The 25,691-nt window shown below is 73.1% G+C and carries 27 protein-coding genes; 20 read left to right on the forward strand and 7 right to left on the reverse strand.

What is annotated here, in order from left to right:
- Positions 1–3 precede the first annotated feature (3 nt).
- From tilS to A6035_RS03125, 3 genes are all read left to right on the forward strand, one after another.
- Positions 4–1,008 carry a tRNA lysidine(34) synthetase TilS gene (gene tilS / locus A6035_RS03115; protein ID WP_108846565.1) on the forward strand — a complete coding sequence of 335 codons (1,005 nt, stop codon included), beginning with the start codon at positions 4–6 and terminating at the stop codon, positions 1,006–1,008.
- Positions 1,009–1,566, forward strand: coding sequence for a hypoxanthine phosphoribosyltransferase (gene hpt, locus A6035_RS03120; protein ID WP_108846566.1), 558 nt, complete (start codon positions 1,009–1,011; stop codon positions 1,564–1,566).
- Positions 1,567–1,654: 88 nt separating this feature from the next.
- Entirely contained in the window at positions 1,655–3,190 is a 1,536-nt protein-coding gene (locus tag A6035_RS03125; RefSeq protein ID WP_108846567.1) for an acyl-CoA synthetase, read from the forward strand.
- 303 nt (positions 3,191–3,493) lie between these two features.
- Here A6035_RS03125 and A6035_RS03130 read toward each other — a convergent pair whose 3' ends face one another.
- Entirely contained in the window at positions 3,494–3,676 is a 183-nt protein-coding gene (locus A6035_RS03130) for a hypothetical protein (protein WP_108846568.1), read from the reverse strand.
- A gap of 151 nt (positions 3,677–3,827) precedes the next feature.
- Positions 3,828–3,992, reverse strand: coding sequence for a hypothetical protein (locus tag A6035_RS18180; protein WP_159149477.1), 165 nt, complete (start codon positions 3,990–3,992; stop codon positions 3,828–3,830).
- Between the two features lie 205 nt (positions 3,993–4,197).
- On the opposite strand from A6035_RS18180, the gene A6035_RS03135 reads away from it, so the two are divergent.
- Positions 4,198–5,094 (forward strand): sigma-70 family RNA polymerase sigma factor, encoded by an 897-nt coding sequence (locus tag A6035_RS03135; RefSeq protein ID WP_108846569.1) that lies wholly within the window; start codon positions 4,198–4,200, stop codon positions 5,092–5,094.
- Positions 5,095–5,208: 114 nt separating this feature from the next.
- The gene (locus tag A6035_RS03140; protein WP_108849050.1) at positions 5,209–5,445 is read left to right on the forward strand and encodes a DUF1059 domain-containing protein; all 237 of its coding nucleotides are present in this window, start codon (positions 5,209–5,211) and stop codon (positions 5,443–5,445) included.
- An 18-nt stretch (positions 5,446–5,463) separates the two neighbouring features.
- On the opposite strand, the gene A6035_RS03145 is transcribed toward A6035_RS03140, so the two are convergent.
- Complete coding sequence (locus A6035_RS03145) at positions 5,464–6,825, reverse strand: amidase (protein WP_244192524.1); 1,362 nt, start codon at positions 6,823–6,825, stop codon at positions 5,464–5,466.
- Between the two features lie 152 nt (positions 6,826–6,977).
- Between A6035_RS03145 and ftsH the strand changes: the two genes are divergently transcribed.
- From ftsH to A6035_RS03205, 12 genes are all read left to right on the forward strand, one after another.
- Positions 6,978–9,452: an ATP-dependent zinc metalloprotease FtsH gene (gene ftsH / locus A6035_RS03150; protein WP_108846571.1), complete on the forward strand. Its 2,475-nt coding sequence runs from the start codon at positions 6,978–6,980 to the stop codon at positions 9,450–9,452.
- A 33-nt stretch (positions 9,453–9,485) separates the two neighbouring features.
- A complete protein-coding gene (folE, locus tag A6035_RS03155; RefSeq protein WP_108846572.1) occupies positions 9,486–10,109 on the forward strand; it encodes a GTP cyclohydrolase I FolE in 624 nt (207 codons plus the stop codon).
- Positions 10,106–10,969: a dihydropteroate synthase gene (gene folP / locus A6035_RS03160; protein WP_482764226.1), complete on the forward strand. Its 864-nt coding sequence runs from the start codon at positions 10,106–10,108 to the stop codon at positions 10,967–10,969. The genes folE and folP overlap by 4 nt, the downstream gene beginning before the upstream one ends.
- The gene (folB, locus tag A6035_RS03165; RefSeq protein ID WP_108849051.1) at positions 10,969–11,364 is read left to right on the forward strand and encodes a dihydroneopterin aldolase; all 396 of its coding nucleotides are present in this window, start codon (positions 10,969–10,971) and stop codon (positions 11,362–11,364) included. The genes folP and folB overlap by 1 nt, the downstream gene beginning before the upstream one ends.
- On the forward strand, positions 11,361–11,891 hold the full coding sequence (gene folK, locus A6035_RS03170) for a 2-amino-4-hydroxy-6-hydroxymethyldihydropteridine diphosphokinase (protein WP_167400698.1): 531 nt from the start codon (positions 11,361–11,363) through the stop codon (positions 11,889–11,891). The genes folB and folK overlap by 4 nt, the downstream gene beginning before the upstream one ends.
- Positions 11,888–12,364 carry a DUF3180 domain-containing protein gene (locus tag A6035_RS03175; RefSeq protein ID WP_108846574.1) on the forward strand — a complete coding sequence of 159 codons (477 nt, stop codon included), beginning with the start codon at positions 11,888–11,890 and terminating at the stop codon, positions 12,362–12,364. Before folK ends, A6035_RS03175 begins: the two co-directional genes overlap by 4 nt.
- Positions 12,365–12,486: 122 nt before the next feature.
- Positions 12,487–13,635 (forward strand): DUF6779 domain-containing protein, encoded by a 1,149-nt coding sequence (locus A6035_RS03180; RefSeq protein ID WP_108846575.1) that lies wholly within the window; start codon positions 12,487–12,489, stop codon positions 13,633–13,635.
- A 146-nt stretch (positions 13,636–13,781) separates the two neighbouring features.
- Positions 13,782–14,735, forward strand: coding sequence for a Rossmann-like and DUF2520 domain-containing protein (locus tag A6035_RS03185; protein WP_108846576.1), 954 nt, complete (start codon positions 13,782–13,784; stop codon positions 14,733–14,735).
- Positions 14,732–15,718: a pantoate--beta-alanine ligase gene (gene panC, locus A6035_RS03190; protein WP_108846577.1), complete on the forward strand. Its 987-nt coding sequence runs from the start codon at positions 14,732–14,734 to the stop codon at positions 15,716–15,718. Before A6035_RS03185 ends, panC begins: the two co-directional genes overlap by 4 nt.
- Positions 15,719–16,144: an aspartate 1-decarboxylase gene (panD, locus tag A6035_RS03195; protein ID WP_108846578.1), complete on the forward strand. Its 426-nt coding sequence runs from the start codon at positions 15,719–15,721 to the stop codon at positions 16,142–16,144. It begins immediately after the preceding gene.
- Positions 16,145–16,160: 16 nt separating this feature from the next.
- The gene (locus tag A6035_RS03200) at positions 16,161–16,931 is read left to right on the forward strand and encodes a type III pantothenate kinase (protein ID WP_108846579.1); all 771 of its coding nucleotides are present in this window, start codon (positions 16,161–16,163) and stop codon (positions 16,929–16,931) included.
- Between the two features lie 56 nt (positions 16,932–16,987).
- Complete coding sequence (locus A6035_RS03205; RefSeq protein WP_108846580.1) at positions 16,988–17,650, forward strand: TMEM175 family protein; 663 nt, start codon at positions 16,988–16,990, stop codon at positions 17,648–17,650.
- Positions 17,651–17,676: 26 nt separating this feature from the next.
- Here A6035_RS03205 and ygiD read toward each other — a convergent pair whose 3' ends face one another.
- A complete protein-coding gene (ygiD, locus tag A6035_RS03210) occupies positions 17,677–18,468 on the reverse strand; it encodes a 4,5-DOPA-extradiol-dioxygenase (RefSeq protein ID WP_108846581.1) in 792 nt (263 codons plus the stop codon).
- 238 nt (positions 18,469–18,706) lie between these two features.
- Here ygiD and A6035_RS03215 point away from each other — a divergent pair, with 238 nt between their 5' ends.
- From A6035_RS03215 to lysS, 3 genes are read left to right on the forward strand one after another with little or no spacing between them, the layout of a single operon-like run.
- On the forward strand, positions 18,707–19,141 hold the full coding sequence (locus tag A6035_RS03215) for a rhodanese-like domain-containing protein (protein WP_108846582.1): 435 nt from the start codon (positions 18,707–18,709) through the stop codon (positions 19,139–19,141).
- Positions 19,142–19,180: 39 nt separating this feature from the next.
- Positions 19,181–20,140 carry a glutaminase A gene (gene glsA, locus A6035_RS03220; protein WP_108846583.1) on the forward strand — a complete coding sequence of 320 codons (960 nt, stop codon included), beginning with the start codon at positions 19,181–19,183 and terminating at the stop codon, positions 20,138–20,140.
- A gap of 21 nt (positions 20,141–20,161) precedes the next feature.
- Positions 20,162–21,796 (forward strand): lysine--tRNA ligase, encoded by a 1,635-nt coding sequence (lysS, locus tag A6035_RS03225; RefSeq protein ID WP_108846584.1) that lies wholly within the window; start codon positions 20,162–20,164, stop codon positions 21,794–21,796.
- Between the two features lie 32 nt (positions 21,797–21,828).
- On the opposite strand, the gene A6035_RS18185 is transcribed toward lysS, so the two are convergent.
- The 3 genes from A6035_RS18185 to hrpB are packed head-to-tail and all read right to left on the reverse strand — an operon-like array spanning position 21,829 to position 25,480.
- A complete protein-coding gene (locus A6035_RS18185) occupies positions 21,829–22,278 on the reverse strand; it encodes a hypothetical protein (protein WP_162533981.1) in 450 nt (149 codons plus the stop codon).
- Entirely contained in the window at positions 22,275–22,880 is a 606-nt protein-coding gene (locus A6035_RS03230) for a hypothetical protein (RefSeq protein WP_244192525.1), read from the reverse strand. The genes A6035_RS18185 and A6035_RS03230 overlap by 4 nt, the downstream gene beginning before the upstream one ends.
- Before the next feature lie 44 nt (positions 22,881–22,924).
- Positions 22,925–25,480 carry an ATP-dependent helicase HrpB gene (hrpB, locus tag A6035_RS03235; RefSeq protein ID WP_108846586.1) on the reverse strand — a complete coding sequence of 852 codons (2,556 nt, stop codon included), beginning with the start codon at positions 25,478–25,480 and terminating at the stop codon, positions 22,925–22,927.
- Between the last annotated feature and the right edge of the window lie 211 nt (positions 25,481–25,691).

Below are 25,691 nucleotides of genomic sequence, written 5' to 3' on the forward strand. Positions count from 1 at the left end.
GCCGTGGCCGGCGACTGGACCGGCGCCGCGTGGACGGTGCGCGCCGCGGTGCGGGCGTTCCGGCGCGCCCACCCCGAGGTCGGCGACGAGGTGTGCGTGGGCCTGTCCGGGGGCGCCGACTCGCTGGCCCTGATCGCCGCGGCCGTCGCCGAGTTCGCCGACGTGACGGCCCTCGTGGTGGACCACGGCCTGCAGCCCGGGTCCGACGAGGTCGCCCGTCGCGCGGCCGCCGCGGCTCGCGGGCTCGGGGCGGCCGCGGAGGTCCTCGTCGTCGTCGTCGACTCCGACGGTTCCGGCCCCGAGGCCGCCGCCCGCACCGCGCGGTACACCGCGCTCGACGCCGCGCGCCGCGACCGACCCGTGCTGCTCGCCCACACCATCGACGACCAGGCCGAGACCGTCCTGCTCGCCCTGGGGCGCGGCTCCGGCGCGCGGTCGTTGCGCGGGATGGCCGCGTGGGACGCGCCGTGGGGCCGCCCCCTCCTCGGCGTGCGCGCCGACGACACCCGCGCCGCCTGCCGCGACCTCGGCCTGACCTGGTGGGACGACCCGCACAACACCGACCCGACGTACACGCGCGTGCGCGTGCGCCGCGAGGTACTGCCGCTCCTCGAGGACGTCCTGGGGGGTGGGGTCGCCGAGGGACTGGCGCGCACCGCGGAACTGGCGAGGGTCGACGACGACGAGCTCGACCGCCTCGCCGAGGCCGTTCCCGTCGGCGACGACGGCGCACTGGACGTGAGCCGACTGGAGCGGTTGCCGACCGCCGTGCTCACCCGGGTCCTGCGCCGCTGGCTGCTGTCCCGGGGGGTCACTTCTCCGACGTACGCACACCTGACGGCGGTGGCCGCGCTCGTCACGGACTGGCGCGGACAGGGCGGCGTCGCGGTCGGTGGCACCGGACCTGCCGGGGCGTGCGGGGTGGGCCCGACGGCCAGGTTGGTCGCCCGGCGCCGACATGGAAAGGTGGTGTTGGAGAACGAGCGGGCGAGTGGAGTGGGGACGTAGATGACCACGGACAAGTACGCGGACGAGATCGAGTCCGTACTCCTCGATGAAGACGCGATCCGGGAGCGGATCGCCGAGATGGCCGCCACCGTCGGCGAGCGCTACGCGGACGTCGAGAAGGAGATCGTGCTGATCGCCGTCCTCAAGGGCGCCGCGATCTTCGTCTCCGACTTCGCGCGGGCCCTGCCCATCCCGTCCGAGATGGAGTTCATGGCCGTGAGCTCCTACGGCTCGTCCACCAGCTCCTCGGGCGTCGTGCGGATCCTCAAGGATCTCGACCGCGACATCGCCGACCGCGACGTCATCATCGTCGAGGACATCATCGACTCCGGCCTCACCCTGTCGTGGCTCATGCGCAACCTACGCACCCGTAACCCGCGCTCGCTGGAGATCGTCACGCTGCTGCGCAAGCCCGACGCGGTCAAGGCGGATCTCGACATCCTCGAGATCGGCTTCGACATCCCCAACGAGTTCGTGGTGGGCTACGGCCTCGACTTCGCCGAGCGCTACCGCGATCTGCCGTACATCGGCAAGCTGCACCCGCGCATGTACTCCTGACCTGCGGCGGAGATGCGGCCGCCGGGGACCCGCGGAGTGCGATAACGATTCCGTGACGCAGGTCACATGACGGGGTTACGCTCTGGACATGTATCCAGGAACCTTCGCCGTCATCACCCCGGACAAGCCCGCCGTGATCCGTCCCGCGACGGGTGAGCAGATCACGTACGCCGAGCTCGAGGCCCGCTCGGCCCAGCTCGCGCACCTCCTGGTCGACGACTGGGGGCTGCGCCCCGGAGAGACGATCGCCGTGGTCTCGGACAACACGCTCGAGATGCTCGAGATCTACTGGGCGGCCCTGCGGACCGGCCTGTACATCGCCGCGATCAACCATCACCTGACCCCGGACGAGTCGTCGTACATCATCGGCGACTGCGGTGCCCGCGCCCTGTTCGTCTCCGCGCCGGTCGCCGACCACGTCGACCTCAGCCCGGAGGCCCACCCGGGCGTCGAGCACCGTGTGGTGTTCGGCGGCGCGCTCGAGGGGTTCGACGACTACCGGTCGCTGCTCGAGGGCAAGTCGACCGAGCCTCCGGCGGATCAGCCGCGCGGCCACGACTTCCTCTACTCGTCGGGCACCACCGGCCGGCCCAAGGGCGTCCGCGTGGACCCGCCTGAGGGGCAGATCGACGAGGTGGCCGACCACTACACGCCGGTCTTCAGCTTCCTCTACGGCTTCGACGCCGACAGCGTCTACCTGTGCCCGGCGCCGCTGTACCACGCTGCGCCGCTGCGCTTCTGCGGCGTGGTCAACTCCGTCGGCGGAACCGTGGTGCTCATGGACCGCTTCGACGCGGAGGAGGCGCTGCGACTCATCGAGGCCTACAAGGTGACGCACTCGCAGTGGGTGCCGACGATGTTCGTGCGCATGCTCAAGCTGCCGGATGAGACCCGCGCGAAGTACGACCTGTCGAGCCTGACCCACGCCATCCACGCCGCCGCGCCGTGCCCGCCCGAGGTCAAGCGCCGCATGATCGAGTGGTGGGGGCCGGTGATCCACGAGTACTACTCGGCGACCGAGGGCATGGGCATCACGTTCATCAGCTCGCAGGAGGCACTCGAGCGCCCCGGATCGGTGGGGCGTGACGGACTCAAGGGCATCGCCCACATCTGCGACGACGAGGGCAACGAGCTGCCGGCCGGCGAGATCGGCACCATCTACTGGCAGAACGACGAGGGCGGCTTCGCCTATCACGGTGATCCGGAGAAGACGGCGTCCGTGCGCCACCCCGACCATCCCACCTGGGCGACCTTCGGCGACGTCGGATACCTCGACGAGGACCGCTTCCTGTACCTCACGGACCGCAAGGCGTTCACCATCATCTCCGGTGGCGTGAACATCTACCCGCAGGAGATCGAGAACGCCCTCGTCCTGCATCCGGCCGTCGAGGACGTCGCCGTGATCGGACTGCCGGATGAGGAGATGGGGGAGCGGGTCCACGCCGTGGTCGTGCCCGCCGCGGACCGCGCTGACGACCCGGGGCTCGCCCGCGAGATCCTCGACTCCCTGCGGGGGAGGATCTCCGACTTCAAGATCCCCCGCGGTCTCGACCTCGTCGACGAGCTGCCCCGCACGCCCACCGGGAAGCTGGTCAAGCACCGCATCGTGCAGCAGTACGTCTGAGCCGGCCCCGGCGGCGCCGGTCGACGCTGCCGCCGGGGAGTGTGGCGGAACTCTCGGACGGTGTGCGGGAACAGATCCGCCGCCTTCGTGGTTCTACTGGGCGGATCGGGATGCGGCAGTGTCCCCCGGGCTCAATCACACAGCCCTCGCGGAGTTCCGTTCGGCTGGAGCCGCGTTGCGCCCCTCGCCGTGAGGCGACCCCGCGTCCCGGTCCGCCCACTTCGCAGACAGAAGAGAGAAGCCGCCGACCTCCCGGTCGGCGGCTTCCTGCGTGTTGGAATGTTCCCGCTGGGCTGCTTCCCCTCAGCCCAGCGGACCGCCGCCGTCGCCGACGCTGGCGGTCAGGTCGGCCGACGCGCCGAATCCAACCGAATCCAGGATCATGAGGAAGAGGGCGGGGAGATTGGTGGCGAAATCTGCGATGGTGGAGCCAGAGTTCAGCCCGAAAGCGGCTGAGCCTTGTGCGAATTCACTGAGACTGCCCATAACGGAGTCCTTCCTAGAGGAGGAGAAGGAGGGGCTGGCAGCCGGACGCCCCGTCCGGCTTGACGAAACCATTTGTGAGATAACTCACATAAACCCCCCGCCGAAGATGGTGCTCTTTTTATCTGGTCTAGTCAAGCCCCGGTTCTGCGCGTCAGTCGGCGACGCTGGCCACCAGGTCGACGGCGATTCCGTCGAGCAGTGCGGCGAGGAAGGACAGCGCCAGCGACGGCAGTCTCGTCCCCATGTCGGCGAGAGTGGAGCCCGAGTCGAGTGCGAACTCGGCGGATCCGGCGGCGAGGGTGGCGAGACTTCCCATTGTTCGTCCTTTACTGTCGACGGCTCCCCGTCAGGGGGCGGCCGGTCTGTGGTGGGCGGCGCCGGCGCGATCCGGCTGATGGCACCGGGCGATCGGCGTCGCCTCCGTAGCCGGTTTCATCATCCCCGGAGGTCGCCGACCGGGCCGGCGCTTTGACGGTTTTTCTTTATGGTGGGAGCGTGCGTGGGGTGAGAGGGGGACGGGCGTGGACGTGGTGACGAGCTTCGAGCGCGAGCGGCCCCGACTCGTCCGGATCGCCGGGCGCCTGCTGGGGGACCATGCGGAGGCCGAGGACATCGTCCAGCAGGCCTGGCTGCGCCTCGCCCGCGCGGACGATGCGACCATCGACTCACTGCCCGCCTGGCTCACGACCGTCGTCACGCGATTGTGCCTCGACCGGCTCAAGGCGGCGGTGCCGCGGCCGCTCGAACCCGGCAACCCAGAACACCCCGACCGCGCCTCCATCGACCGCGCCTCCATCGACCGGGCCTCCACCGACCGCGCCTCCGTCGACCCGGACCCCTCCGAGGAGGCGGTGCTCGCGGACTCGATGGGTGCGGCGCTGCATGTCGTCCTCGACCGCCTCACCCCGTCGGAGCGGGTGGCCTTCGTCCTGCACGACCTGTTCTCGGTCGACTTCGCCACGGTCGCCGACATCCTCGACTGCCTCCCGGCCACGGCGCGCAAAGTGGCGTCGAGGGCCCGCGCGAAGATCACCGGGGCGGGCGACACCGGCGAGCAGGCGGACTGGCTCGTCGTCGACGCCTTCCTCGCCGCAGCCCGACACGGCGAGTTCACCCGCCTCCTCGAGCTCCTCGCGCCGGACGTCGTCGTCACCGGCGACCCTGTCGCCGTGCGCGTGGGTACCCCGTCGCGCATCGACGGCCGCGACGCCGTGGCGGAGTTCTTCAACGGCGCGGCCGCCGCGGCGCTGCCCGTCTTCGTCCACGACAGACCGGGCGCGGCGTGGTTCGACCGCGGCGAGGCCCGGGTGGCGTTCGACTTCCTGGTCACCGACGGCCTGGTCCGCCGGATCGCCTTCCGCGCGGACCCCGACGTGCTCGCCGGGTTGCGCCGGCGTCGGGGCGGCGACCGGAGGTGAGCGCCCGGCGGCGAGACGGGGTGAGCGCCGCGGTCACATCCGGGGCGCGCCGCTCGTCAACGAGGTGAGGCGGTGCGATCGGCGACCGCCACGACCCGAGAGGACGAATTCCGCATGAAGACCATGACCTGCAAGGACCTGGGCGGGCCCTGCGACCTGGCGCACCACGGCGAGACGGCGGACGACGTGATCAGCGCCCAGGACGCCCACCTCAAGGAGCGCGTCCGGGCCGGCGACGAGGCGCACGTGCCGGCGCGGGAGGACATGAAGGGCAGGTGGCGTCGGCCCAGGCAGTCGCTCGGGTGGTACCGCGACGTGAAGAAGCGCTTCGCCGACCTGCCGGAGGACTGAGTGTCAGGAGACCGAGCGTCAGGAAGCGCCGGCCTCGCCCGGGGTCCGTTCGCTGACGGTCGCCCGCTCGATCACGGCCGCGAGGGCGAGCAGCGTCGCCTCTGAGCCGGGTCGCCCTACCAGCTGGACCGAGGTGGGCAGGGGCCGTCCCGCCTGGGTGGTGGTGCTGCCGCACGGTACGGAGACCGCCGGCCAGCCCAGGACGTTCGCCAGCGGAGTGAAGGGCGAGAACCGCATGGAGGCCCACAGGGAGCGCCCCCAGGATCGCCGGTGCCAGTCGGTCGCCTCGGGCGGGACGTCGGCCAGTGCCGGGGTCAGCCACACGTCGACCCCGGCGCTGTCCATGGCGCGCTCGACGTCCGCGCGGAGCGCCCGGACGCCGCGGTTCCAGCGGGTGTCACCGTCGCCGGCGCCGCCGCGCCGGAAGACGGTCCGACCGAGCAGGGCGTGGTGCCGGGTGCGACGCTCCATAGCCGAGAGGGGGAGGTTCTCCTCCTCGGCGGCGCGCGCCACGGCGGAGGTCCACCGCGCCAGGTAGAGGACGGGGTCGCGTGGGGACGGCAGGGAGGTGTCGACGACGACGAGGTCCTCGGCGCGCAGCAGTGAAACGGCCTCCCGCGCCGCGCGAACCCAGGGTGCGTGAACGCGCACGAGATCACGGCCCAGCCGTATCGGGCTGGCGACGGACAGGCCGACGCGGGTCCCGCCGGGCACGGGGCCGATGCTGGCGAGCTCCGGGCGGCCCGCCATGACCGACAGGGCGAGCGCGACGTCCCCGACGGTCCGGGCCAGCGGACCGGATTCGGCCAGGCCGCCCCAGTTGTCCCCGGACAGACGCGTGGGCACGACACCGGGCCCGGGCTTGATGGTGACGATCCCGCAGGCCGCGGCGGGGATGCGCAGCGAGCCCATCCCGTCGTCACCCACCGCGAGCGGCACCATGCCGGAGGCCACGGCCGCGGCCGAGCCGCCCGAGGACCCTCCGGCCGACAGCGCGGTGTCCCGGGGGTTGCGGGTGATGCCGTGGGCGTCGGAATCGGTCATCCCCCACGTGCACAGTTGCGGGGCGGCGGTCACACCCACCGGGACGGCGCCGGCCGCCAGCAGGGGAGCCACCACGGGGTTGTCGAGGGTGACCGTGCTCTTGATCGCGAGCGGGACCCCCGCCAGTGGGAGTCGTGCGCGGGCCTCCCGTGTCCTGGCGTCGACGGCGGCGCCGGCCGCCCGGCCGTCCGCCCGCAGCAGGGTGGTGAAGGCGCGTAGTGACGGGTTCAGATCGTCCACCCGGTCGAAGGCGGCGTCGAGGGTCTCCAGCGCGCCGGTGACGCCGGTGCGCACGGCCTCCGCGGTCGCGGTCGCGGACGAGGGATCGGTGGTCACGGCCCCGATCGTACGACGGCGGGGGTGTGCGCCCGTGGCGATCATCGGGGTGGGGTGTCGGTGCCGGCGGGTAGCCTGGGGCGATACCGACGACGTCGGGTGCACGACCGGGCCCTCCGACCGGCTGGGCCGTCCTTCCACACGAGGGCCGAATGGAACGCAAGAGCAACACCGTCTTCCGCAACGTCGCGATCGCGGGCGTGATCATCCTGGCGATCGTCGGGTTCTCGTTCTTCGCGAACGACGACCGCGGTTTCGCCGAGGTCGACACCTCGGTGGCGTTGGCGCAGGTCGACGCGGGCAACGTCAGGGAAGCGCTGATCGAGGACCGGGAGCAGCAGCTGCGGCTCACGCTCGAGAACCCGATCACGCCCGAGGAGGGTGCGGAGGAGACCGATCAGCTCCTCGCCAAGTACCCGGAGCGGGCCGCGGATCAGATCTTCGACCGGGTGGCCGCCGCGGAGCCGGAGAAGTACGACACCGCGGTCACCCAGCAGGGCTTCCTGTCGCAGATGCTGTCGTTCCTGCTGCCCATGCTCATCCTATTCGGGCTGCTGTTCTTCTTCATGTCCCGGATGCAGGGCGGCAAGGGCGGACTGTTCGGTGTGGGCAAGTCGCGCGCCGTCGAGTTCACCAAGGACATGCCCCAGACCATGTTCGCGGACGTCGCGGGCGAGGACGAGGCGGTCGAGGAGCTCAACGAGATCAAGGACTTCCTGCAGAACCCGGCGCGGTACGAGCGCCTCGGCGCCAAGATCCCGCGCGGTGTCCTGCTGTACGGCCCGCCCGGCACCGGTAAGACCCTGCTCGCGCGCGCCGTCGCGGGCGAGGCCGGGGTGCCGTTCTACTCCATCTCCGGTTCGGACTTCGTCGAGATGTTCGTCGGTGTCGGTGCCTCGCGTGTGCGTGACCTGTTCGAGAAGGCCAAGCAGAACGCGCCCTGCATCGTGTTCGTCGACGAGATCGACGCCGTCGGCCGGCACCGCGGGTCGGGCACCGGCGGTGGCCACGACGAGCGCGAGCAGACCCTCAACCAGCTCCTCGTGGAGATGGACGGGTTCGACGACCGCTCGACCGTCATCCTCATCGCCGCGACCAACCGGCCCGACGTCCTGGACCCGGCGCTGCTGCGCCCGGGCCGGTTCGACCGTCAGGTCCCGGTGACCAATCCGGACCTCAAGGGCCGTGAGGCGATCCTCGCCGTCCACTCGATCGGCAAGCCGCTGGCGGCGGACGTCGACATGACGTCGCTGGCCCGGCGCACCATCGGCATGTCGGGCGCGGACCTGGCCAATGTGCTCAACGAGGGCGCGCTGCTGGCGGCGCGTCTGGGCCGCGACGAGATCGACATCGAGGTCCTCGAGGAGGCCACCGACCGCGTGGTGGGCGGCCCGCGCCGGAAGCACCGGGTGATCAGCGAGCACGAGAAGAAGGTCACCGCCTACCACGAGTCGGGCCACGCCCTGGCCGCGTGGGCGATGGAGGACCTCGAACCCGTCCACAAGGTCACCATCCTCGCCCGCGGCCGCACCGGCGGTCACGCCCTCGTGGTCCCCGAGGACGACAAGTCGTTGATGACGCGCGCTGACATGATCGCGAGGATCGTCATGGCGATGGGTGGCCGCGCCGCCGAGGAGTACATCTTCGGTGAGCCCACGTCGGGGGCCAGTTCGGACATCGAGCAGGCCACCCGCATCGCCCGCACGATGGTCGCCGAGTACGGCATGAGCGCCAAGCTCGGCGCCGTGAAGTACGGCGGCGAGGGCGGGGACCCGTTCCTCGGCCGCGGCGGCTCCGCGGCGGGGGAGTACTCGCCCGAGGTCGCCAAGATCATCGACGACGAGGTCCGCCGGATCATCGACGCCGCGCACACCGAGGCGTGGCAGGTGCTCGAGGCCAACCGCGACATCCTCGACGCGGTCGCGGGCGAACTGCTCGAGAAGGAGACCCTGCGCCAGGACGATCTCGAGAGGCTCTTCGCGGACGTGGTCAAGCGCCCGCGGATCACCGAGTTCGACGACTTCGGTGGCCGCATCCCGTCGACGCGGCCGCCCATCAAGACCCCGGGCGAACTGGCCAAGGAGCGCGGCGAGCCGTGGCCCCCGCCGGTGACCGACCCGTTCGCGATGCCGATCCTGCCGACCGGTCGCGAGGCGGGCGACCGCGAGTCGGACGGCGACTCGCGGGCCCACGACCGGCCGGGCGACGAGCGCAACGGCGTCGGCGCCCCCGCCGGTGTGCCCGGCGGTCCGGGAGCTCCCGACCGCGGTCAGGGATCGTCCGGCATCCCCGCCTACGGGACGCCGCCGCCCCCGGGCTGGTCGGCGCCGGGCTGGCCCCCGCGCCAGCCCGCCCACCACGGTGACCGTGGGCCGAGCGGGGCGGAGACCACTCGTCTGCCCGCCGCGCCCGTGAACGGTCGACCCACCGACGGGTGGGGCGGCCCCGAGGGCGGCGACCGCCGCGAGCACTCCGCCGAGCCCTCCAACCGAGCCTGGTCCCGGGCGGGAGACGGCGACACGGACGACGTCCCCCGCGACACCGACTCCGACGTCCCGAGCGGTGGTTCGCACCGCCGTGAGGACAAGGACCCCGACTGGCAACCGCCGTGGGAACGTGAGGACTGACCGCCGCGGCCGCTTCGTGCGAGAAGAGGATTGATGACGACCCCTGACCACATACCCCCCGCCGATGCGCGCTCGAGGCACACGGGGGAGGTCTTCGACGCCGCCCGCGCGGAGGCCGCTGTCCGTGACCTGCTGATCGCCGTCGGCGAGGACCCGGACCGCGAGGGCCTGCAGGACACGCCCGCCCGGGTGGCGAGGGCCTACCGCGAGGTGTTCGCCGGCCTGTACACGGACCCCTCCGAGGTGCTGTCCCGCACCTTCGACGAGGATCACCGCGAGCTCGTGCTGGTGCGTGACATCCCCATCTATTCGACGTGCGAGCACCACCTCGTGCCGTTCCACGGGGTCGCCCACATCGGCTACATCCCCGGGCAGTCGGGCGCGGTGACGGGCCTGAGCAAGCTCGCCCGCCTCGTCGACCTCTACGCCAAGCGCCCCCAGGTGCAGGAGCGCCTCACCAGTCAGGTCGCCGACGCGCTGGTCGACAAGCTCGACCCCTCCGGCGTGCTCGTGGTGATCGAGTGCGAGCACCTCTGCATGTCCATGCGCGGGATCCGCAAGGCGGGTGCGGTCACCACGACGTCGGCCGTCCGCGGCATCATGCGGTCCAACGCCTCCACGAGGGCGGAGGCGCTCGGCCTCCTGCGCGGGACGTGAGCGCGCCCGGTCGGCTGCCCCGCCCGGAGCACTGCGCGGTGATGGGGGTCCTCAACGTCACGGCGGACTCCTTCTCCGACGGTGGACGGCATCTCGTGTTCGACGACGCGGTCTCGCACGCCCGGCGAATGGTCTCCGAGGGCGCGGACCTCATCGACATCGGCGGCGAGTCCACCCGGCCCGGCGCGCTGCGGGTCGAGGAGTCCGACGAGGAACAGCGCGTCGTGCCGCTCGTCCGCGAGGTCTGCGGCTTCGCGCCGGTCTCGGTGGACACCATGCGTTCCCGGGTCGCCGCCCGCGCGATGGAGGAGGGCGCGGCGATCATCAACGACGTCTCCGGCGGGCTCGCCGACCCCGACATGCTCCGGGTCGTCGCCGAGCACCGGAGGTCGGTCATCCTCATGCACTGGGTGTCCCCGGACGAGTACCGGGCCGGTGCAGGTGGCCGTGCCGACTACGGCGATGACGTCGTGGGCGCGGTGCGCGACCACCTGGCCCGCCGGGCCGACGCCGCCCTCGCGGCGGGGATCGACGCCGCGGACATCGTCCTCGACCCGGGCCTCGGCTTCGCGAAGAACGGGCAGGACAACTGGGCGCTGCTGCACGGGCTCGACCGGCTCGTCGATCTGGGGTTCCCGGTCCTGGTGGCCGCCTCCCGCAAGCGCTTCCTCGGCTCCCTCCTGCCGGAGCCCGACGGGCGGCCCCGCGCGGTGTCGGGCCGGGACCCGGCCACGGCGGCGATCACCACGCTCTCGGCCGCCGCCGGTGCGTGGGCCGTGCGCGTCCACGACGTCGCCCCCAGCGCGGACGCGGTGCGGGTCGCCGCGGCGTGGGCGGCCGGACGCGCGGGAGCGCGCTGATGGCCGACCGCATCGAACTCCGCGGACTGAGGGTGCGGGGCACGCACGGGGTCTTCGACCACGAGAAGCGGGACGGCCAGGACTTCCTCGTGGATCTCGTCCTGTGGACCGACTTCACCGCCGCGGCCGCCTCCGACGACCTGGCCGACACGGTCGACTACGGCGCGCTCGCGCTGTTCGCGCGCGACGTCGTCGCCGGGCCGTCCTGCGACCTCATCGAGACGGTGGCCTCGCGGATCGCCGACGGCATCATGGAGATGGCCCCCGACGCCCACGCGGTGGAGGTGACGCTGCACAAGCCGCAGGCCCCCATCCCGGCCGAGTTCGCCGACGTCGCCGTCGTGGCACGGCGCTCGCGCGGCGGCGGGAACCGTCGCGAGCGGGGCGAGCGGTGAGCTGCCGGGCGGTGCTGTCGATTGGCGGGAACCAGGGCGATGCCCTCGGGCTCCTGCGGGGCGTCGTGGACGCCGCGGCCACCGACGGGATCCTGCGCGCGGCGTCCTCGGTCTACGCCACCCCGCCGTGGGGCGGCGTCGAGCAGGACGACTTCCTCAACGCCGCTCTCGTCGTGGAGCATTCCGGCACTCCGGCCGACGTCCTCGAGTGGGGTTTCTCCCGCGAGCGCGCGGCCGGCCGCACCCGCGAGGTGCGGTGGGGGCCGAGGACCCTCGACGTGGACGTGGTGACCGCCGACGTCGACGGCGAGACCGTGGTCTCCGACGATCCGGCCCTCATCCTTCCCCATCCGCGTGCGGCCGAGCGCGCCTTCGTGCTCGTGCCGTGGCTGGAGATCGATCCCGACGCCCGCCTGGCCGGCGTGCCCGTCACCGACCACCTCGCGGCGCTCGACCCGGCGGACGTCTCCGCGGTGCGTCGGCTTCCCGGGGCCCTCGCTCCTCAGGGCCGGGTGTCGCCGTCATGACGCGGGTGGCCAAGTCGACCCTCGCGTTGGTGGCGCTCGTCGCGGCGGTGGCCGCCTACGTCCTCGTCGACGCGTTCCTGGGATCCATGCCGCCGATCGGCTTCGGCTGGGTGACGCTGCTGGTGGTCGCGGCGGTCGACGTCCTGTTGGCCATCCGCATCCGCGCGGCGATCTCGGACGGCGGTGTCGGGCAGGACCGTAGTCAGATGCACCCGCTCACCATCGCCCGTTGCGCGGCGCTGGGGCAGGCCTCGGCGGTGCTCGGGGCGGTCGCCGGTGGGTTCGGGGCGGGGCTGGCCCTGTTCTTCCTCCCGCGCCTGGGTGAGCTGGCGGCCGCGTCGGCGGAGCTGCCCGCGTCCCTCGCCGTCCTGGTGTCCGGGGCGGTCCTGGTGGGGGCCGGCCTGTTCCTGGAGTCGGCGTGTGAGACCCCGCCCGACGACGACGAGAACGGCGGACTGGGCGAACCCGCCTGAGCCGGCCGTGCGGGACCGGCGGGTGAGATCCCGCCTGGCGACCCGACTCTCGTCGGCCCCGTTGGAGCGGACACGCGCTGGTTACCTGTGTGACCCGTGATTCTCTGAGTATCATGCGGGGCATGAGTTCCGACGGCGCGATGGACAAGCCCCGGTCAGCTCGCCCCGCGCGCGGCGACGATCGCGGACTGGCGAGCATCGCTCTGGGGGTGCTGCTGGTCCTGGCGCTCATCGCCACAGTCGTCATGGTCTTCTCCGACAACCCGGTGTGGATGCGGATCGGGACACTGTCCGCCCTGTGGGCGGCGTTCATCGGGGCGTTCCTCGTGGCGCGCTACCGCAGGCAGGCCGCGGCCGAGGCCGCCCGGGTCCGGGACCTGCACACCGTCTACGAGCTCCAGCTCGAGCGTGAGATCTCGGCCCGCCGGGAGCACGAACTGGTGGTGGAGAAGGAGCTGCGCGCCAGCGTCCGCGCCGAGACCGAGGACTCGGTGCTCGCGCTGCGTCAGGAGATCGCCGCGCTGCGCGAGCAGCTGTCGGCGCTGGGGGTCAGCCTCCCCGAGGACCGCTTCGCCGTGGGCGGCCCGGGCGCCGCCGGGCAGCTCGGCGCGCGATCGTCCCTGCCGTCCGTCCCGTCGGAGCGGGTCGCGCCCCGCCGTCGTACCCCCGGGATGACGCCGCCGCGGGTCGGCGCGAGGACCTCCGCTGACACGGAATCGTCCGGGGAGAAGACGACCTCCGACCGGCCCGGCCAGTCCGCGCCGTTCACGCGGTCGACGCAGCCGGGGAGTCCCTCGTCGCCGACCGAGCCGTCCCCGACAGAGCCGTCGGTGGCCGGGGTCGGGCCGGATGCCACCCCGAGCACCGAGCGCACCGAGCGGCTCTCCCCGGTCGCCGGACGTGGGGCCGCCGCGGACTCGCCGACCGGTGAGTCGCGTCGCCCCGCCGTGCGCCCCGTGGCCGGGCAGCCGTCCCGTGACCCGAGCTCGAGCGGCCCGGCGGCCGCGCCGAAGACCGGGTCGAAGCCTGCTCCGCAGACAGAGCCGAAGCGCGAGTCCGCTGCGAAGGCCGAATCGACGTCCGAGCCGCGGCGCACGTCGGAGCCCGCGCCGGCGTCGGCTCCCGGGCCCGCGTCCCAGCCCGCCTCCGAGTCGGCGCCGTCGAGCCGCCACGGCGAGGGCCGCGGCTTGTCGGTGGCCGAACTCATGGCACGTCTGGGGGAGGGCGACGCGCCCAAGCCGAGCCATCGCCGGCGCCGCGCGGAGGACTGACGCGCGAGCGGCTCCTCCGGTTCTGTGAGGTGCGCCACTCGATACTGCTTCGGCCCGTCCACAGGACTACTCTTCCCTGCGAGATGTCCGGGACCTGCCGACAGTGAGCGGGCCTGGAACGGATCGAGCACTGGAGCACCCCTGAGATGTCCGACCACGGCGTCACCGGAACACCCCCTGCCCGCCTGTCCATAGGCCTCGTGTCCGCCGGCCGGGTGGGCACCGCCGTCGGAGCCGCCCTCGAGCGCCGCGGCCACGTCGTGTCCGCGCTGGTCGCGCGCTCCGAGCGCTCGCGCGACCTCGCCGCGCGCCGCCTCCCCGAAGCCCGCATCGCCGATCCCGCCGCGGTCGCGGCGGCCGGCGAACTCCTCATCCTCGCCGTGCCGGACGCCGCACTCCCCGGCGTCGTGGCCGACCTCGCCGAGGCGGACGCGTTCAGGCCCGGCCACATCGTCGTCCACGTCGCGGGCGCGGTCGGCGCCGAGGTCCTGCGCCCGGCTGCCGACGCCGGCGCGGTGGTCGTGGCGGCCCACCCGGCCATGACCTTCACCGGCGGTTCGGCCGACGTCGACCGCATGGAGGGCTGCTCGTGGGCGCTGACCTCGCCGGACGAGGTCGGCCTCGTGGTGGGCCAGATGCTGGTCATGGAGACCGGCGGCCTGCCCGTCACGGTCGCCGAGTCCCACCGCGCGCTGTATCACGCGGCCCTCGCCCACGGCGCGAACCACCTGGTCACCCTCGTCAACGACGCGGCCGAGGCGCTCGCGGCCTCGTTCTCCGTCTTGCCCGGCGGGGCGGTCGAGGGCGATCCCGACGGCATGCTCGGCGCGGACGCGGAGGCGCTCGCCCGCCGGACGCTGGAGCCGCTGCTGCGGGCGGCCCTCGACAACGTCCTGGCCTCCGGCGACGCCGCGTTGACGGGGCCCGTGATGCGTGGGGACGCCGTCACCGTCTCCCGCCACCTCGACGCCCTCGAGGACGTCGACGGCGGCATCGCCACCGGGTACCGGGCACTCGCCCTGCGCACAGCCGACCGCGTGGGCGCCGGCCCCGACGTGACCGACCTGTTGGCCCCCGACCTCACGGAGCAGCTTCGATGACCTCCACGACGTATGCGGTGCGCACCGCGGTGCCCGGCCGTCCCGCCACCGGCTACAACCGCGGCGAGCTGACCGTCCACCACGACCCGTCCACCTTGAGCGCGGTCACCGAGTCGCTGCGCAAGGTCGGCAGGCAGGTCACGTTCGTGCCCACCATGGGTGCGCTCCACGAGGGCCACCTCGCGCTGGTCGAGGCCGCCCGGCGGACCCCCGGCTCGGTCGTGGTCGTGTCGATCTTCGTCAACCCGCTGCAGTTCGGCCCCGGCGAGGACCTCGACGCCTACCCGCGGACGCTGGACGAGGACGTCGCCCGCCTCGCCGACGCCGGCGTCGAGCTGGTCTTCGCGCCCAGCGCCGCCGCGATGTACCCCGAGGGCCCGCGGACGACGCTGCAGCCGGGCCCGACGGGCGAGATCCTCGACGGCGCGGCCCGCCCCGGCCACTTCGCCGGGATGCTCACCGTGGTGAACAAGCTGTTCAACATCGTCCGACCGCACCAGGCGTTCTTCGGCGAGAAGGACTACCAGCAGCTCGTGCTCATCCGTCAGATGGTGGCGGATCTCGACATGGACGTCCGCGTCGTCGGGGTGCCGACCGTCCGCGAGTCCGACGGTCTGGCCATGAGCTCCCGCAACCGCTACCTCTCCGCCGACGAGCGGGAACTCGCCACCGTTCTCAACGCCGCCCTGGTCGCCGGGACGTTCGCGGCGAAGGGCGGACGGCAGTCCGTCGTCGACGCCGCCCGCGCGGTCCTGGGCGAGCGTCCCCAGATCTCCGTGGACTACCTCGAGCTGCGGGGAGCCGACCTCGGCGAACCGCCGGAGGAGGGCCCCGGCCGGCTCCTCGTCGCCGCCCGTATCGGGACCACCAGACTCATCGACAACGTCGGGGTGGCCATCGGCACCGGCTTCCTCGCCGCCGCCGAGGCCACCGTCGCCGCCCAGCAGGCCGAGATGGCCGAAGACCTGAAGGAAGGCCTGTAGATGCAGCGCACCATGCTCCACTCCAAGATCCACCGTGCCACCGTTACCCAGGCCGACCTGCACTACGTCGGCTCCTGCACGATCGACGCCGACCTCATGGACGCCGCCGACCTGCTCGAGGGACAGCAGATCGACATCGTCGACATCGACAACGGCAGCCGTCTCACCACCTACGCCATCACCGGCGAGCGTGGCTCGGGGGTCATCAGCATCAACGGCGCCGCCGCGCACCTCGTCCACCCCGGCGACCTGGTCATCATCATCGCCTACGCCCAGATGGACGACGCCGAGGCCCGCGCCTACTCCCCGCGTGTCGTGTTCGTCGATGGCGAGAACCGCATGCTCACCGAGGGCACCGACCCGGCGGACGTCCCCGAGGGGTCGGGCCTGAAGAACCCACGCGTGCCCGAGCCGGCCGCCGTCTAGCCCGCACGGACCGGACATGCTGCTCACCGTCGACGTCGGTAACACCCACATCCGACTCGGCGTCTTCCACCCCGGCGGCGGCCCGCTCGAGCGCACCTGGAGCATGCGCACCTCCCCGGCGGTGACGTCCGACGAGCTCGCCCTGACGATCCGCGGACTACTGGGGGACTGCGCTCAGGAGCTCACCGGCATCGCCGCGATGTCGGTGGTCCCGTCGGTCACGGGCGAGCTCCGGAGGATGGCCGCCGACTACTGGTCGCAGCTGCCGGCCGTCGTCGTCGCGCCCGGGGTGAAGACCGGGGTGCCGCTCAAGGTCGACAATCCGCGGGAGGTGGGCTCGGACCGCGTGGTCAACGCGCTGGCCGCCCACCACCTGTTCGACGGGCCCGTCGTCGTCGTCGACGTCGACACGGCGACCACCGTCGACGCGGTCTCCGCGCGCGGCGAGCTGCTCGGCGGGGCGATCGCGCCGGGCATCGACATCTCCGTCGACGCCCTCGCCGACCGCACGGCCCTCCTGCGCAAGATCGAGGTCGTGCGGCCACGCGGCGCGCTAGGCAAGAACACCGTCGCCGCGCTGCAGGCGGGGATCGTGATCGGGTTCGCCGGCCAGATCGACGCCCTCGTCGACCGACTGCGCACCGACGTCGACGAGCTGGCCGACGCGTCGGTCGTGCTCACCGGGCTGCGCGCGGACGTCGTCGCGGAGGAGTCGCGGACCATCACCGACGTCGAGCCCGAGCTGGCGCTCGAGGGCCTGCGACTGGTGTTCGACCGCAACTGCTGACCCGTCGGTCCGGCGAACCCGGCCGCGCCGGTGCGTCGGTCGGGCATGCTGGGCCGGTGGAGGGTGCGCACGCCGGTCGGGAGGGGGACGACGACGAGGTCCTGCGCCGCGAGTCGTCGGAGTTCGACCGCGGGCTGTCCTTCTTCGACGCCATCTACGGCTTCGCCGTGACGCTGCTCATCGCGAACGTCGACCTGCCCGGGCCGGAGGCGTGGCGCGACGTGGGTTCTCTGGCGGAGTCCGGCCTGGGACAGCAGCTCTTCGGTGTGGTGCTGAGCTTCGTGGTGATCTGCGGGCTGTGGCGTGTCAACGTGCGCGTGTTCAAGGCGCTGACCGGGATCACCGGGGCCATGATGGTCGCCAACCTCGCCGCCGCCGGACTGGTGATTCTCGTGCCGTTCACCACCGACGCGATCACGCATCCCGAGACGTCGGATCTCGCCCTGCCGACCGTGCTCTACGCGCTCAACATCGCGGGCGTCGCCGTCGCGCAGGCGGCCGTCTACCAGCTCGGGCGGACTGCCGGGCTCGAGCGGCGGCCCACGTCCGCGCGGGAGAACGGGGCCCGGCTGGCCGCCGCGGCGGTCGCGCCCGCCGTGTTCCTCGTCTCGGCAGTGATCGCCCTGACCCTCGGGGCGGCCGTCGCGCAGTGGTCGTGGTTGTCCCTGGCCGTGCTGCTACCGCTGGCCGGGCACCTCGCCGAGCGCGTGCGCGACTGACCCGGCGCGGTCGGCCTCCGGCGGCGTCAGGCCGCGGAGCGGTAGCTGGTCATGGACACCGAGCCCCACGCGTAGCCCTTGCTGAAGGCGTCGAGCGTCTCGCCGGTCCCGGCGGCCATCCCGGCCGTGTACAGCAGGGGCAGGAAGTGGTCGGCGGTCGGCACGGACGCCTGCGCGTCCGGATGCTCGAGCAACGCGAGGGCGTCCTCGGGCCGCGAGGTCAGCAGGTCCTGGGCGTGGTCGTCGAAGCGGTGCGCCCAGTCGGTGCCGGCGTTGCCGCGAGACGGGTCGACCGCGCCGAGGTTGTGCACGACGTTGCCGCTGGCCAGGACCAGCACGCCGGAGTCGCGGAGCGCGGCCAGCTTCGTGCCCAGCTCGAAGTGGTAGCTCGCCGGCTTGGTGGCGTCGACCGACAACTGGGCGACCGGCACGTCGGCGTCGGGGAAGACGTGTGCGAGCACCGACCATGTCCCGTGGTCGAGGCCCCACGAGTCCAGGTCGGCGCCCACCCAGGTCGGCTTGACGACCTCGGCCACCTCGGCCGCGAGCTCGGGTGCGCCGGCGGCGGGGTATTCGAACTCGTTGAGCTCGCGGGGGAAGCCGAAGAAGTCGTGGATGGTGCGCGGTGAACTCATCGCGGTGACGGCGGTGGCGTTGATGTACCAGTGCGCCGAGACGGCCAGCACCGCCCGGGGGCGCTCGGGGAGCGAGTCGCCGAGCGCGGCCCAGTAGCGGGTCCACTCGTTGACCTCGAGGGCGTTGAGGGGGACGCCGTGGCCGATGAAGACGGCGGGCTGGCGGGCGGGTGAGGGGGACATCGCTACTCCTTCGTTCTCTGTACATGATGCATCAACTACGTCTGTCGGCGCCAGCGCCCCCATCCTTCCGTGCTCCCGACCTTGCGGCAGATAGACCGGTCTGTCTACTATTGGCGTCATGAACACGCGACGAATGCCCCCGGCCGGTCCGGCGCCATCCGTGCGGGTTCAGCACTGGTGTTCCCGGCCGGCAGCCCCTCAGCCAGTCCCACGCCGACACCCCTCCCGGGAGCACCAGATGACTTCACGAGTCCCCACCGCCACCACCGCCACCCGTTCCACCGCCACCGGCGGCACGGTCCTCACCGCCGCCGAGTATCCCGCCGCCGTGCGGGCGGGCGCGCTGGTCGTGGACATCCGGTCCCGCGCGCAGCGCGAGCGTCAGGGCGTTCTCGCCGGCGCGATCGCCGTCGAGGCGCGACCCGCCGTGGACCTGATCGATCCCCGCTCGGCCGCGCCCCTCGCGGCCGTCGGTGAGGGGCGCGAGGTGGTCCTCGTCAGCGACGACGGCCTGGACGCCGAACTGTTCGCCCTCGAGCTCCACTCGCGCGGCGTGCGCGGGGTCCGCGCGGTGGACGGCGGTCACGGCGCGCTGCGCGCCGCCCGGGCACTCGCCCTGCTCTCGGACGCCGAGCACCTGCTGCGCGAGCGCTCCGCCATCTCCGCGCACTGACCGGGGGCGCGCGGGGGCGCGCGCCGGTACGGTCGCAGCATGACGGACATCTCCGCCGACCTTCTCGCCGAGATCCTGGACGAGGTCCGCGACGACACCTCCGGGGAGCTGGTGCCGCACCTCGGCGACTACGAGCACCCGAGTCCGGACGCCCTCGCCCTGGCGGTCTGCGACATGGACGGCCAGATCACCTCGGCCGGTGACGACGAGCTCCTGTTCGACCTGCAGTCCGCCTCCAAGCCGTTCGTCTACGCGCTCGCGCTGGACCAGAAGGGCGTCGACGAGGTCGCCGACCGGATCGGGGTGGAACCGTCGGGCGAGGCGTTCAACGAGATCTCGCTCGAGGAGGGCACGGGCCGCGCGCCCAACGCCCTGGTCAACGCCGGCGCGCTGGCGGCGCACGCGTTGGTGGGGGACGCCGACGACGACGAGGAGTCCCGTTTCGAACAGATCAGGGGGTTGTTCACCCGCCTGGTGGGCCGGGAGGTCGAGGTGGACGAGGAGATCGTCGAGATCGAGTCCCGGAGCGCCAACCGGAACCAGGCGCTGGCGCATCTGCTGGCGGAGGCGGGCAGTCTGGCGCGGGACCCTCACGAGGTGGTCTCGGGGTACAGCCACCAGTGCGCGATCCGGGTCGACAGCCGCGAGCTGGCCCACATGGCCGCGGTGCTCGCGAACCGGGGACAGGCGCTGGGAAGCGACGAGCAGATCGTGGGGCACCGGGCGGCGCGCTACGCCAACAGTGTGATGTTCACCTGCGGGATGTACGACGCGGCCGGCGACTGGGTCTACCAGGTGGGCCTGCCCGCCAAGAGCGGCGTCTCGGGCTGCCTGTTCGCCGTGGTGCCCGGCCGGCTCGGGGTGGCGGCCTTCTCGCCGCGGCTGGACGGGCACGGGAACAGCGTGCGGGCGGCGGCCGCGATCGAGGAGCTCTCGGACCGACTGCACCTGCACGTGTTGGACGAGGTGGGTGGCTACGGGTTCGATCCCGCCGCGTAGGGACGACTATCCTCGTCAGTCGTGACCGACTCGACTCCCGCCGCGCCCCGGGCCGCCACCGGTGCGCCCGCCGACGACACCCCTGAGCAGCTGCGTATCCGCCGCGACAAGCGGCAGCGCCTCCTCGACTCGGGGGAGCAGGCGTACCCCGTCGAGGTCCCCCGCACCCACGGGCTCGCCGAGATCGCCGCGAACCCTCGCTTCGCCGCGCTGGAGCCGGGGGAGGAGACCGACGTCGAGGTGTCGGTGGCCGGCCGGGTGTTGTTCATCCGCAACACCGGCAAGCTGTGCTTCGTCCGCCTCCAGGACGGGATCGACCCGTCGGCGGACCTGTCCGCCCCGGTGCCGGAGGGTGAATCCGGGCCGCTGACCCCGCAGCTGCAGGCCATGCTGTCCCTGGCCAACGTGGGCCAGGAGCGGCTCGACGCGTGGAAGCAGGACGTCGACCTCGGCGACCACGTCTCGGTGACGGGCCGCGTGGTGCGGTCCAAGCGCGGCGAGCTGTCGGTGATGGCCGACGAGTGGGTGCTGGCCGCCAAGTCCCTGCGCCCGCTGCCGGTCGCGCACAAGGAGCTGAGCGAGGACACGCGCGTCCGCCAGCGCTACACCGACCTCATCATGCGCGACACCGCGCGCCGCAACGCGCTGACGCGGATCAAGGTCGTGCGCGCGCTGCGTGACGCGCTGGAGAGGCGCGGCTTCCTCGAGGTGGAGACGCCGATGCTGCAGACGCTGCACGGCGGCGCCGCGGCCCGGCCGTTCGTCACCCACTCCAACGCGCTGGACCTCGACCTGTACCTGCGCATCGCGCCCGAGCTGTACCTCAAGCGCTGCGTGGTGGGCGGGATCGAGCGCGTCTTCGAGATCAACCGCAACTTCCGCAACGAGGGCGTGGACTCCTCCCACAGCCCGGAGTTCGCGATGCTGGAGACGTACCAGGCGTACGGCGACTACGACACGTCCGCCACGATGATCCGCGAGGTCATCCAGGAGGTCGCCACCGCGGTGTTCGGCTCGACCACGGTCACGCTCGCCGACGGTACCGAGTACGACCTGGGCGGTCAGTGGCGCGAGATGCGCATGTACCCGTCGCTCAACGAGGCGCTGCGCGCCACGCACCCCGAGCTGGCGGGAGCCGACGGCGAGGACGTCGTCACCGTCGACTCCACCGTGGAGGAGCTCACGGGACTGGCCGGGAAGGTCGGGCTGGAGGTCCCCGGTGGCAAGGGGTGGCTGCACGGCAAGCTCGTCGAGGAGCTGTGGGAGCACCTGTGTGCCGACCAGCTCGAGGGGCCCGTGTTCGTCCGTGACTTCCCCGTCGAGACCTCTCCACTGACTCGCGACCACCGCACCGACCGCGGCGTGACCGAGAAATGGGACCTCTACGTCCGCGGATTCGAGCTGGCGACGGGCTACTCGGAGCTCGTCGATCCGGTCATCCAGCGTCAGCGCTTCGAGGACCAGGCCCGCCTGGCCGCGGCCGGGGACGACGAGGCGATGGTGCTGGACGAGGATTTCCTCGCCGCGATGGAGCAGGGCATGCCGCCGACCACCGGGCTGGGGATGGGGATCGACCGGCTGCTCATGGCGCTGACCGGGCTGGGCATCCGCGAGACGATCCTGTTCCCCATGGTCAAGCCGCTGCCGCGGGATTGACCGATCCCGCCGGTCAGAACGCGACGACCTCGTCACCGACCTCCAGGTCGTCGAAGAAGTGCGCGGCGGCGTGTCGGCCCAGGTGCACGCAACCGTGAGAGGGCTCGTCCAGGCGTCCCTGGTGGGAGCCGGTGGGCGTCGCCGGCGTCGACGGGCCCGGTGGAGAGGACGTCGCGGGCGATGAGATCGACGTCCGTGAGGCCCGCGTCGCGGTCCTGGTCCGCCAGGACCTGCCGGGCCACGGACGTCACCAGCCGCGAGTCGACCGGGGCGGGCCGGGGTGACGCGTCCGCCACCGAGGCGGCGGCCGGGTGGGCGGTTGCCGGGCGGACGTCGGCCGGAGCGTCAGGGGCGGGGACCGCGCCGGTCGCCGCGGGCGTTCCCGATGGCGAGCCGGTGGCCGCCCCCGCCGCAGCGGGACCGATCAGCGACGCGGCGGCGAGGACCGCCAGTGGGGCGCGGCCGGTACGGCGGCTGCTCATTCGTCCTCGTGCGCCCCGTGCGCCGTGTGGGCTTCGACGTCGGGGAAGACGTAGGCGGCCGCGCGTGCGGCCCACGCCGATCCCGCGGCCACCAGGACGAACCCGAGTGCGGCGACCCACGGCCCGAACGTGACGGAGGCGCCGGTCGGGAGGCCGGACAGGGTCGGTTCGTCGCCGCCGGTCGAGGACATGAGTGTCCACACGAAGGCGAGGTGGGCGGCCAGTACCACCAGCGAGACGACGGCGCCCGCGGCGGCGAACGCCCCGAGCCGCGTCACGGCGGTGACGCCCACCAGGAGCAGCAGCACGACCAGGCCGAGGAAGAGCACCGGGGCGACGCTGCGCACGTCGATGATCTCCGTGATGCCCAGTGCGGTGATCTGGTCACCGCCGTCCGTGCTCAGCCACGGCAGGTAGAGGCTGACCAGCGCGAGGGCGAGGCCGGCGACGGCGATGAGGGCGCCGACGCGGTTCCTCACGTGCGGCACGACCTTCGTCCGGGACGGGGCCCGGGTCGGCAGCGGGGAGCGGTGTGGGGAGGGGGGCGTGTACGCGGTCACTGTGATCACCCTTCCGGCGTGGATCGCGTGTGTGATGCTCATCACATACTAGGTGGGAAACCGCAGGATAGCCACCTCGCGCGGGGTCAGCGGCGCCGGTTGGTGCGCCGCGTCGGCTCGGCCGTCATCGGGTCCTCCGGCCATGGGTGCCGCGGGTAGCGGCCGCGCATCTCGGCCCGGACCGCGGGGTAGGCCTCCCGCCAGAAGAACCCGAGGTCGCGCGTCACCGCGAGCGGCCGTCCGGCGGGCGAGAGCAGGTGGACCGTCACCGGGACCCGACCGTCGCAGATGCGGGGCGAGGTGGTCCAGCCGAAGCACTCCTGCAGCTTCACCGCGAGGACCGGCGGGTCGTCGGCCCCGACCGCGGGATAGTCGACGCGGTACGACGACGAGGAGGGCACCTCCAGTCGGTCGGGCACCAGCTCGTCGAACCGACCGGCCTCGGGCCACGGCAGCAGGCGCCGCAGGGCCGGGCCGAGGTCCCGTCCCGCCAGGCGGGAGCCGTGGACGAGGGCGTCGATCTCGGGGGCGAGCCAGTCGTCCAGCCGCTCGGAGAGCCCGTCCGCGGACACCTCCGGCCACGGCGCGCCGAGCTCGCGGCGGGCCAGCCCGAGACGGCACCACAGGCGGACGGAGTCGTCATCGGGACCCAGTGCCGCGAACCCGCCGGCCCTGATCGCCGCCGCCACCGCCTCCCGGGCGGCCGCGGGGGAGGGCCGCACCGGGGTGGAGGAGAGTTCGATCGCCCCGAGTCGGCGGATGCGTCGACCCGTGACCGCACCACGGTCGAAGACGGCCGTCTCGTCGTCGTCGAGAAGGTGTGAGGCCGCACGCTCCGCGCCCTCCCGGTCCAGCGGGGCGGCGGAGCGGATCACCGCGCCGGCCTCACCGGCCGCGCGCCCGGCCGCACGTCCCACCTCGGCGACGGCGAGCCAGTCGTGGCCGGCCAGCGCCGAGCCCGGCGCCAGCACCGCGCCGGTCCCCGAGGCGAACGTGTACTGGTCGCCACGGCGACGCGCGACGCGGTCCGGGTGGGCGAGCGCGACGATCGTGCCGACGGCGTCGTCCGCCGTCATCCCGGCCGTGCCCGCGCCGCCGGCGCGCCCGCGGACCATCCGGTCCAGCCGCCGGGCCTCGCGCTCCCACGTCGCCGCGTCCGGCGCCCTCCGCGCGCGCAGCGCACGGAGATCCGCCGTCAGGTCGCCCCCGGGGGAGCGGCGACCGGAGGACAGCAGCGCGACCACCTCGGCGGCCACCCCCGCGCCGACGATTTCCGCGCCGTCGAGCAGCGCGCGGGCGTGCCGGGGATCGGCGGGCACCCGCGCGAGGGCGCGCCCGCGGTCCGTGGCGCGACCGTCGGCGTCGACCGCCCCGAGTCCGCGCAACACCTTCTCGGCGCGGGCGATCTCCCCGTCCGGCGGCGGATCGGGCAGCGCCAGACCCTGGCCGCGGGGCGCGCCCCAACAGGCCACGTCCAGCGCGAGCGTCGTCAGATCCGACGTCGCGATCGCCGCCGTGCGGTGGGCGGGCAGGACCGCGTACTCCTGCTCGGTCAGGCAGCGCACCGCGAGCCCCGGGCCGAGGCGGGCGGCGCGACCCGCGCGCTGCACGCACGAGTCGCGCGACGCCGACACCGTCACCAGGCCCGTCATGTCCCGCGCGGTGTCCCGACGCGGCTCGCGGCTCAGGCACGCGTCCACGACCAGCCGCACGCCCGGCACGGTGAGGGAGGACTCCGCCAGATCGGTCGACACCACGATCCGCGGGCGCGTCCCCCCGGGCGGGTCGTCCGCTGCTCGCGATCCGCTCGCGCGGCCGGACACCGCCCGATCCTGGGCGGCCGGCTCCAGGCCGCCGTGCAGGGGCAGCACCTCGGCCCCGCCGTCGAGTCGCGCGCCCAGCGCACGCACGACCCGCTCGATCTCGCGCACGCCCGGCAGGAACACCAGGGCGTCGACCCCGGAGGCCCGCACCTCGTCCGCCGTCACCGCCGCCACGTGATCGAGGAACCCGTCCGTGACCCCGCGCGCGTCGAGGCGGGGGACCGGCGGCGGCGCGTACCTGACCTCCAGGGGGTGCGCGACGGCCGGGACGTCGACGACCGGCGCGCCGGCGAGCAGCCGCGCGAACCGGTCGGCCTCGACCGTCGCGGACATCGCAACCACCGGCAGGTCGTCGCGGAGCTCGCGCACCTCGCACAGCAACGCGAACGCCAGGTCGGACTCCACGTCGCGCTCGTGGACCTCGTCGAGCACCACCGCCCCCACGCCGGGTAGATCGGGGTCGGCGATCAGCCTCCGCACGAGCACGCCCGGCGTCACGAACTCCACGCGCGTGTCCCGGCCGACCCGCGAGTCCCCGCGCACCGAATAGCCGACCAGCTCCCCGGTGCCGGTGCCCGTCAGGGCCGCCAGGCGCCGCGCGGCCGAGCGGGCGGCCACACGTCGGGGCTGGGTGACGACCACGCGCCCGGACACCCCGTCCGCCCCGGCCACCGCGGGCGGCACGAGCGTGGTCTTGCCGGTGCCGGGCGGCGCCTGGACCACGGCGGCGCCGGACGCGGCGAGGGCCTCGGCCAGGGCGGGCAGGGCCTGCTCGAACGGCAGCCCGCGGCCGATCCGCTCGAGGTCGAAGGTGCTCACCCCGACGCGGGACGCTCGTCGACCGCCCGCGGACCGCGGTCCTGCGCGTCCGGGTGGACGCCGCGCGTCTCCGAGCGGACGTGGTTCCGCGGCAGCAGATCCCGTCCCATGCTGAACCCGCGCCTACGCACCACGCCCCCACCGTCTTCGTTTTCCGCTGTCACCCATGCTAAACGGGGCCCGTTCCCGGCGTTCGCTGACGGCGTACACG

Source organism: Dietzia lutea (assembly GCF_003096075.1).
In the GTDB taxonomy this organism is placed as follows: Bacteria; Actinomycetota; Actinomycetes; order Mycobacteriales; family Mycobacteriaceae; genus Dietzia; species Dietzia lutea.

Bases quoted from the DNA above. Each gene is read 5' to 3' on its own strand.
- hpt (WP_108846566.1), top strand. From the start codon at position 1,009: ATGACCACGGACAAGTACGCGGACGAGATCGAGTCCGTACTCCTCGAT.
- A6035_RS03125 (WP_108846567.1), top strand. From the start codon at position 1,655: ATGTATCCAGGAACCTTCGCCGTCATCACCCCGGACAAGCCCGCCGTG.
- A6035_RS03130 (WP_108846568.1), bottom strand. From the start codon at position 3,676: ATGGGCAGTCTCAGTGAATTCGCACAAGGCTCAGCCGCTTTCGGGCTG.
- A6035_RS18180 (WP_159149477.1), bottom strand. From the start codon at position 3,992: ATGGGAAGTCTCGCCACCCTCGCCGCCGGATCCGCCGAGTTCGCACTC.
- A6035_RS03140 (WP_108849050.1), top strand. From the start codon at position 5,209: ATGAAGACCATGACCTGCAAGGACCTGGGCGGGCCCTGCGACCTGGCG.
- ftsH (WP_108846571.1), top strand. From the start codon at position 6,978: ATGGAACGCAAGAGCAACACCGTCTTCCGCAACGTCGCGATCGCGGGC.
- folE (WP_108846572.1), top strand. From the start codon at position 9,486: ATGACGACCCCTGACCACATACCCCCCGCCGATGCGCGCTCGAGGCAC.
- folB (WP_108849051.1), top strand. From the start codon at position 10,969: ATGGCCGACCGCATCGAACTCCGCGGACTGAGGGTGCGGGGCACGCAC.
- A6035_RS03175 (WP_108846574.1), top strand. From the start codon at position 11,888: ATGACGCGGGTGGCCAAGTCGACCCTCGCGTTGGTGGCGCTCGTCGCG.
- A6035_RS03180 (WP_108846575.1), top strand. From the start codon at position 12,487: ATGAGTTCCGACGGCGCGATGGACAAGCCCCGGTCAGCTCGCCCCGCG.
- A6035_RS03185 (WP_108846576.1), top strand. From the start codon at position 13,782: ATGTCCGACCACGGCGTCACCGGAACACCCCCTGCCCGCCTGTCCATA.
- panC (WP_108846577.1), top strand. From the start codon at position 14,732: ATGACCTCCACGACGTATGCGGTGCGCACCGCGGTGCCCGGCCGTCCC.
- panD (WP_108846578.1), top strand. From the start codon at position 15,719: ATGCAGCGCACCATGCTCCACTCCAAGATCCACCGTGCCACCGTTACC.
- A6035_RS03200 (WP_108846579.1), top strand. From the start codon at position 16,161: ATGCTGCTCACCGTCGACGTCGGTAACACCCACATCCGACTCGGCGTC.
- ygiD (WP_108846581.1), bottom strand. From the start codon at position 18,468: ATGTCCCCCTCACCCGCCCGCCAGCCCGCCGTCTTCATCGGCCACGGC.
- A6035_RS03215 (WP_108846582.1), top strand. From the start codon at position 18,707: ATGACTTCACGAGTCCCCACCGCCACCACCGCCACCCGTTCCACCGCC.
- glsA (WP_108846583.1), top strand. From the start codon at position 19,181: ATGACGGACATCTCCGCCGACCTTCTCGCCGAGATCCTGGACGAGGTC.
- A6035_RS18185 (WP_162533981.1), bottom strand. From the start codon at position 22,278: ATGAGCAGCCGCCGTACCGGCCGCGCCCCACTGGCGGTCCTCGCCGCC.
- A6035_RS03230 (WP_244192525.1), bottom strand. From the start codon at position 22,880: ATGAGCATCACACACGCGATCCACGCCGGAAGGGTGATCACAGTGACC.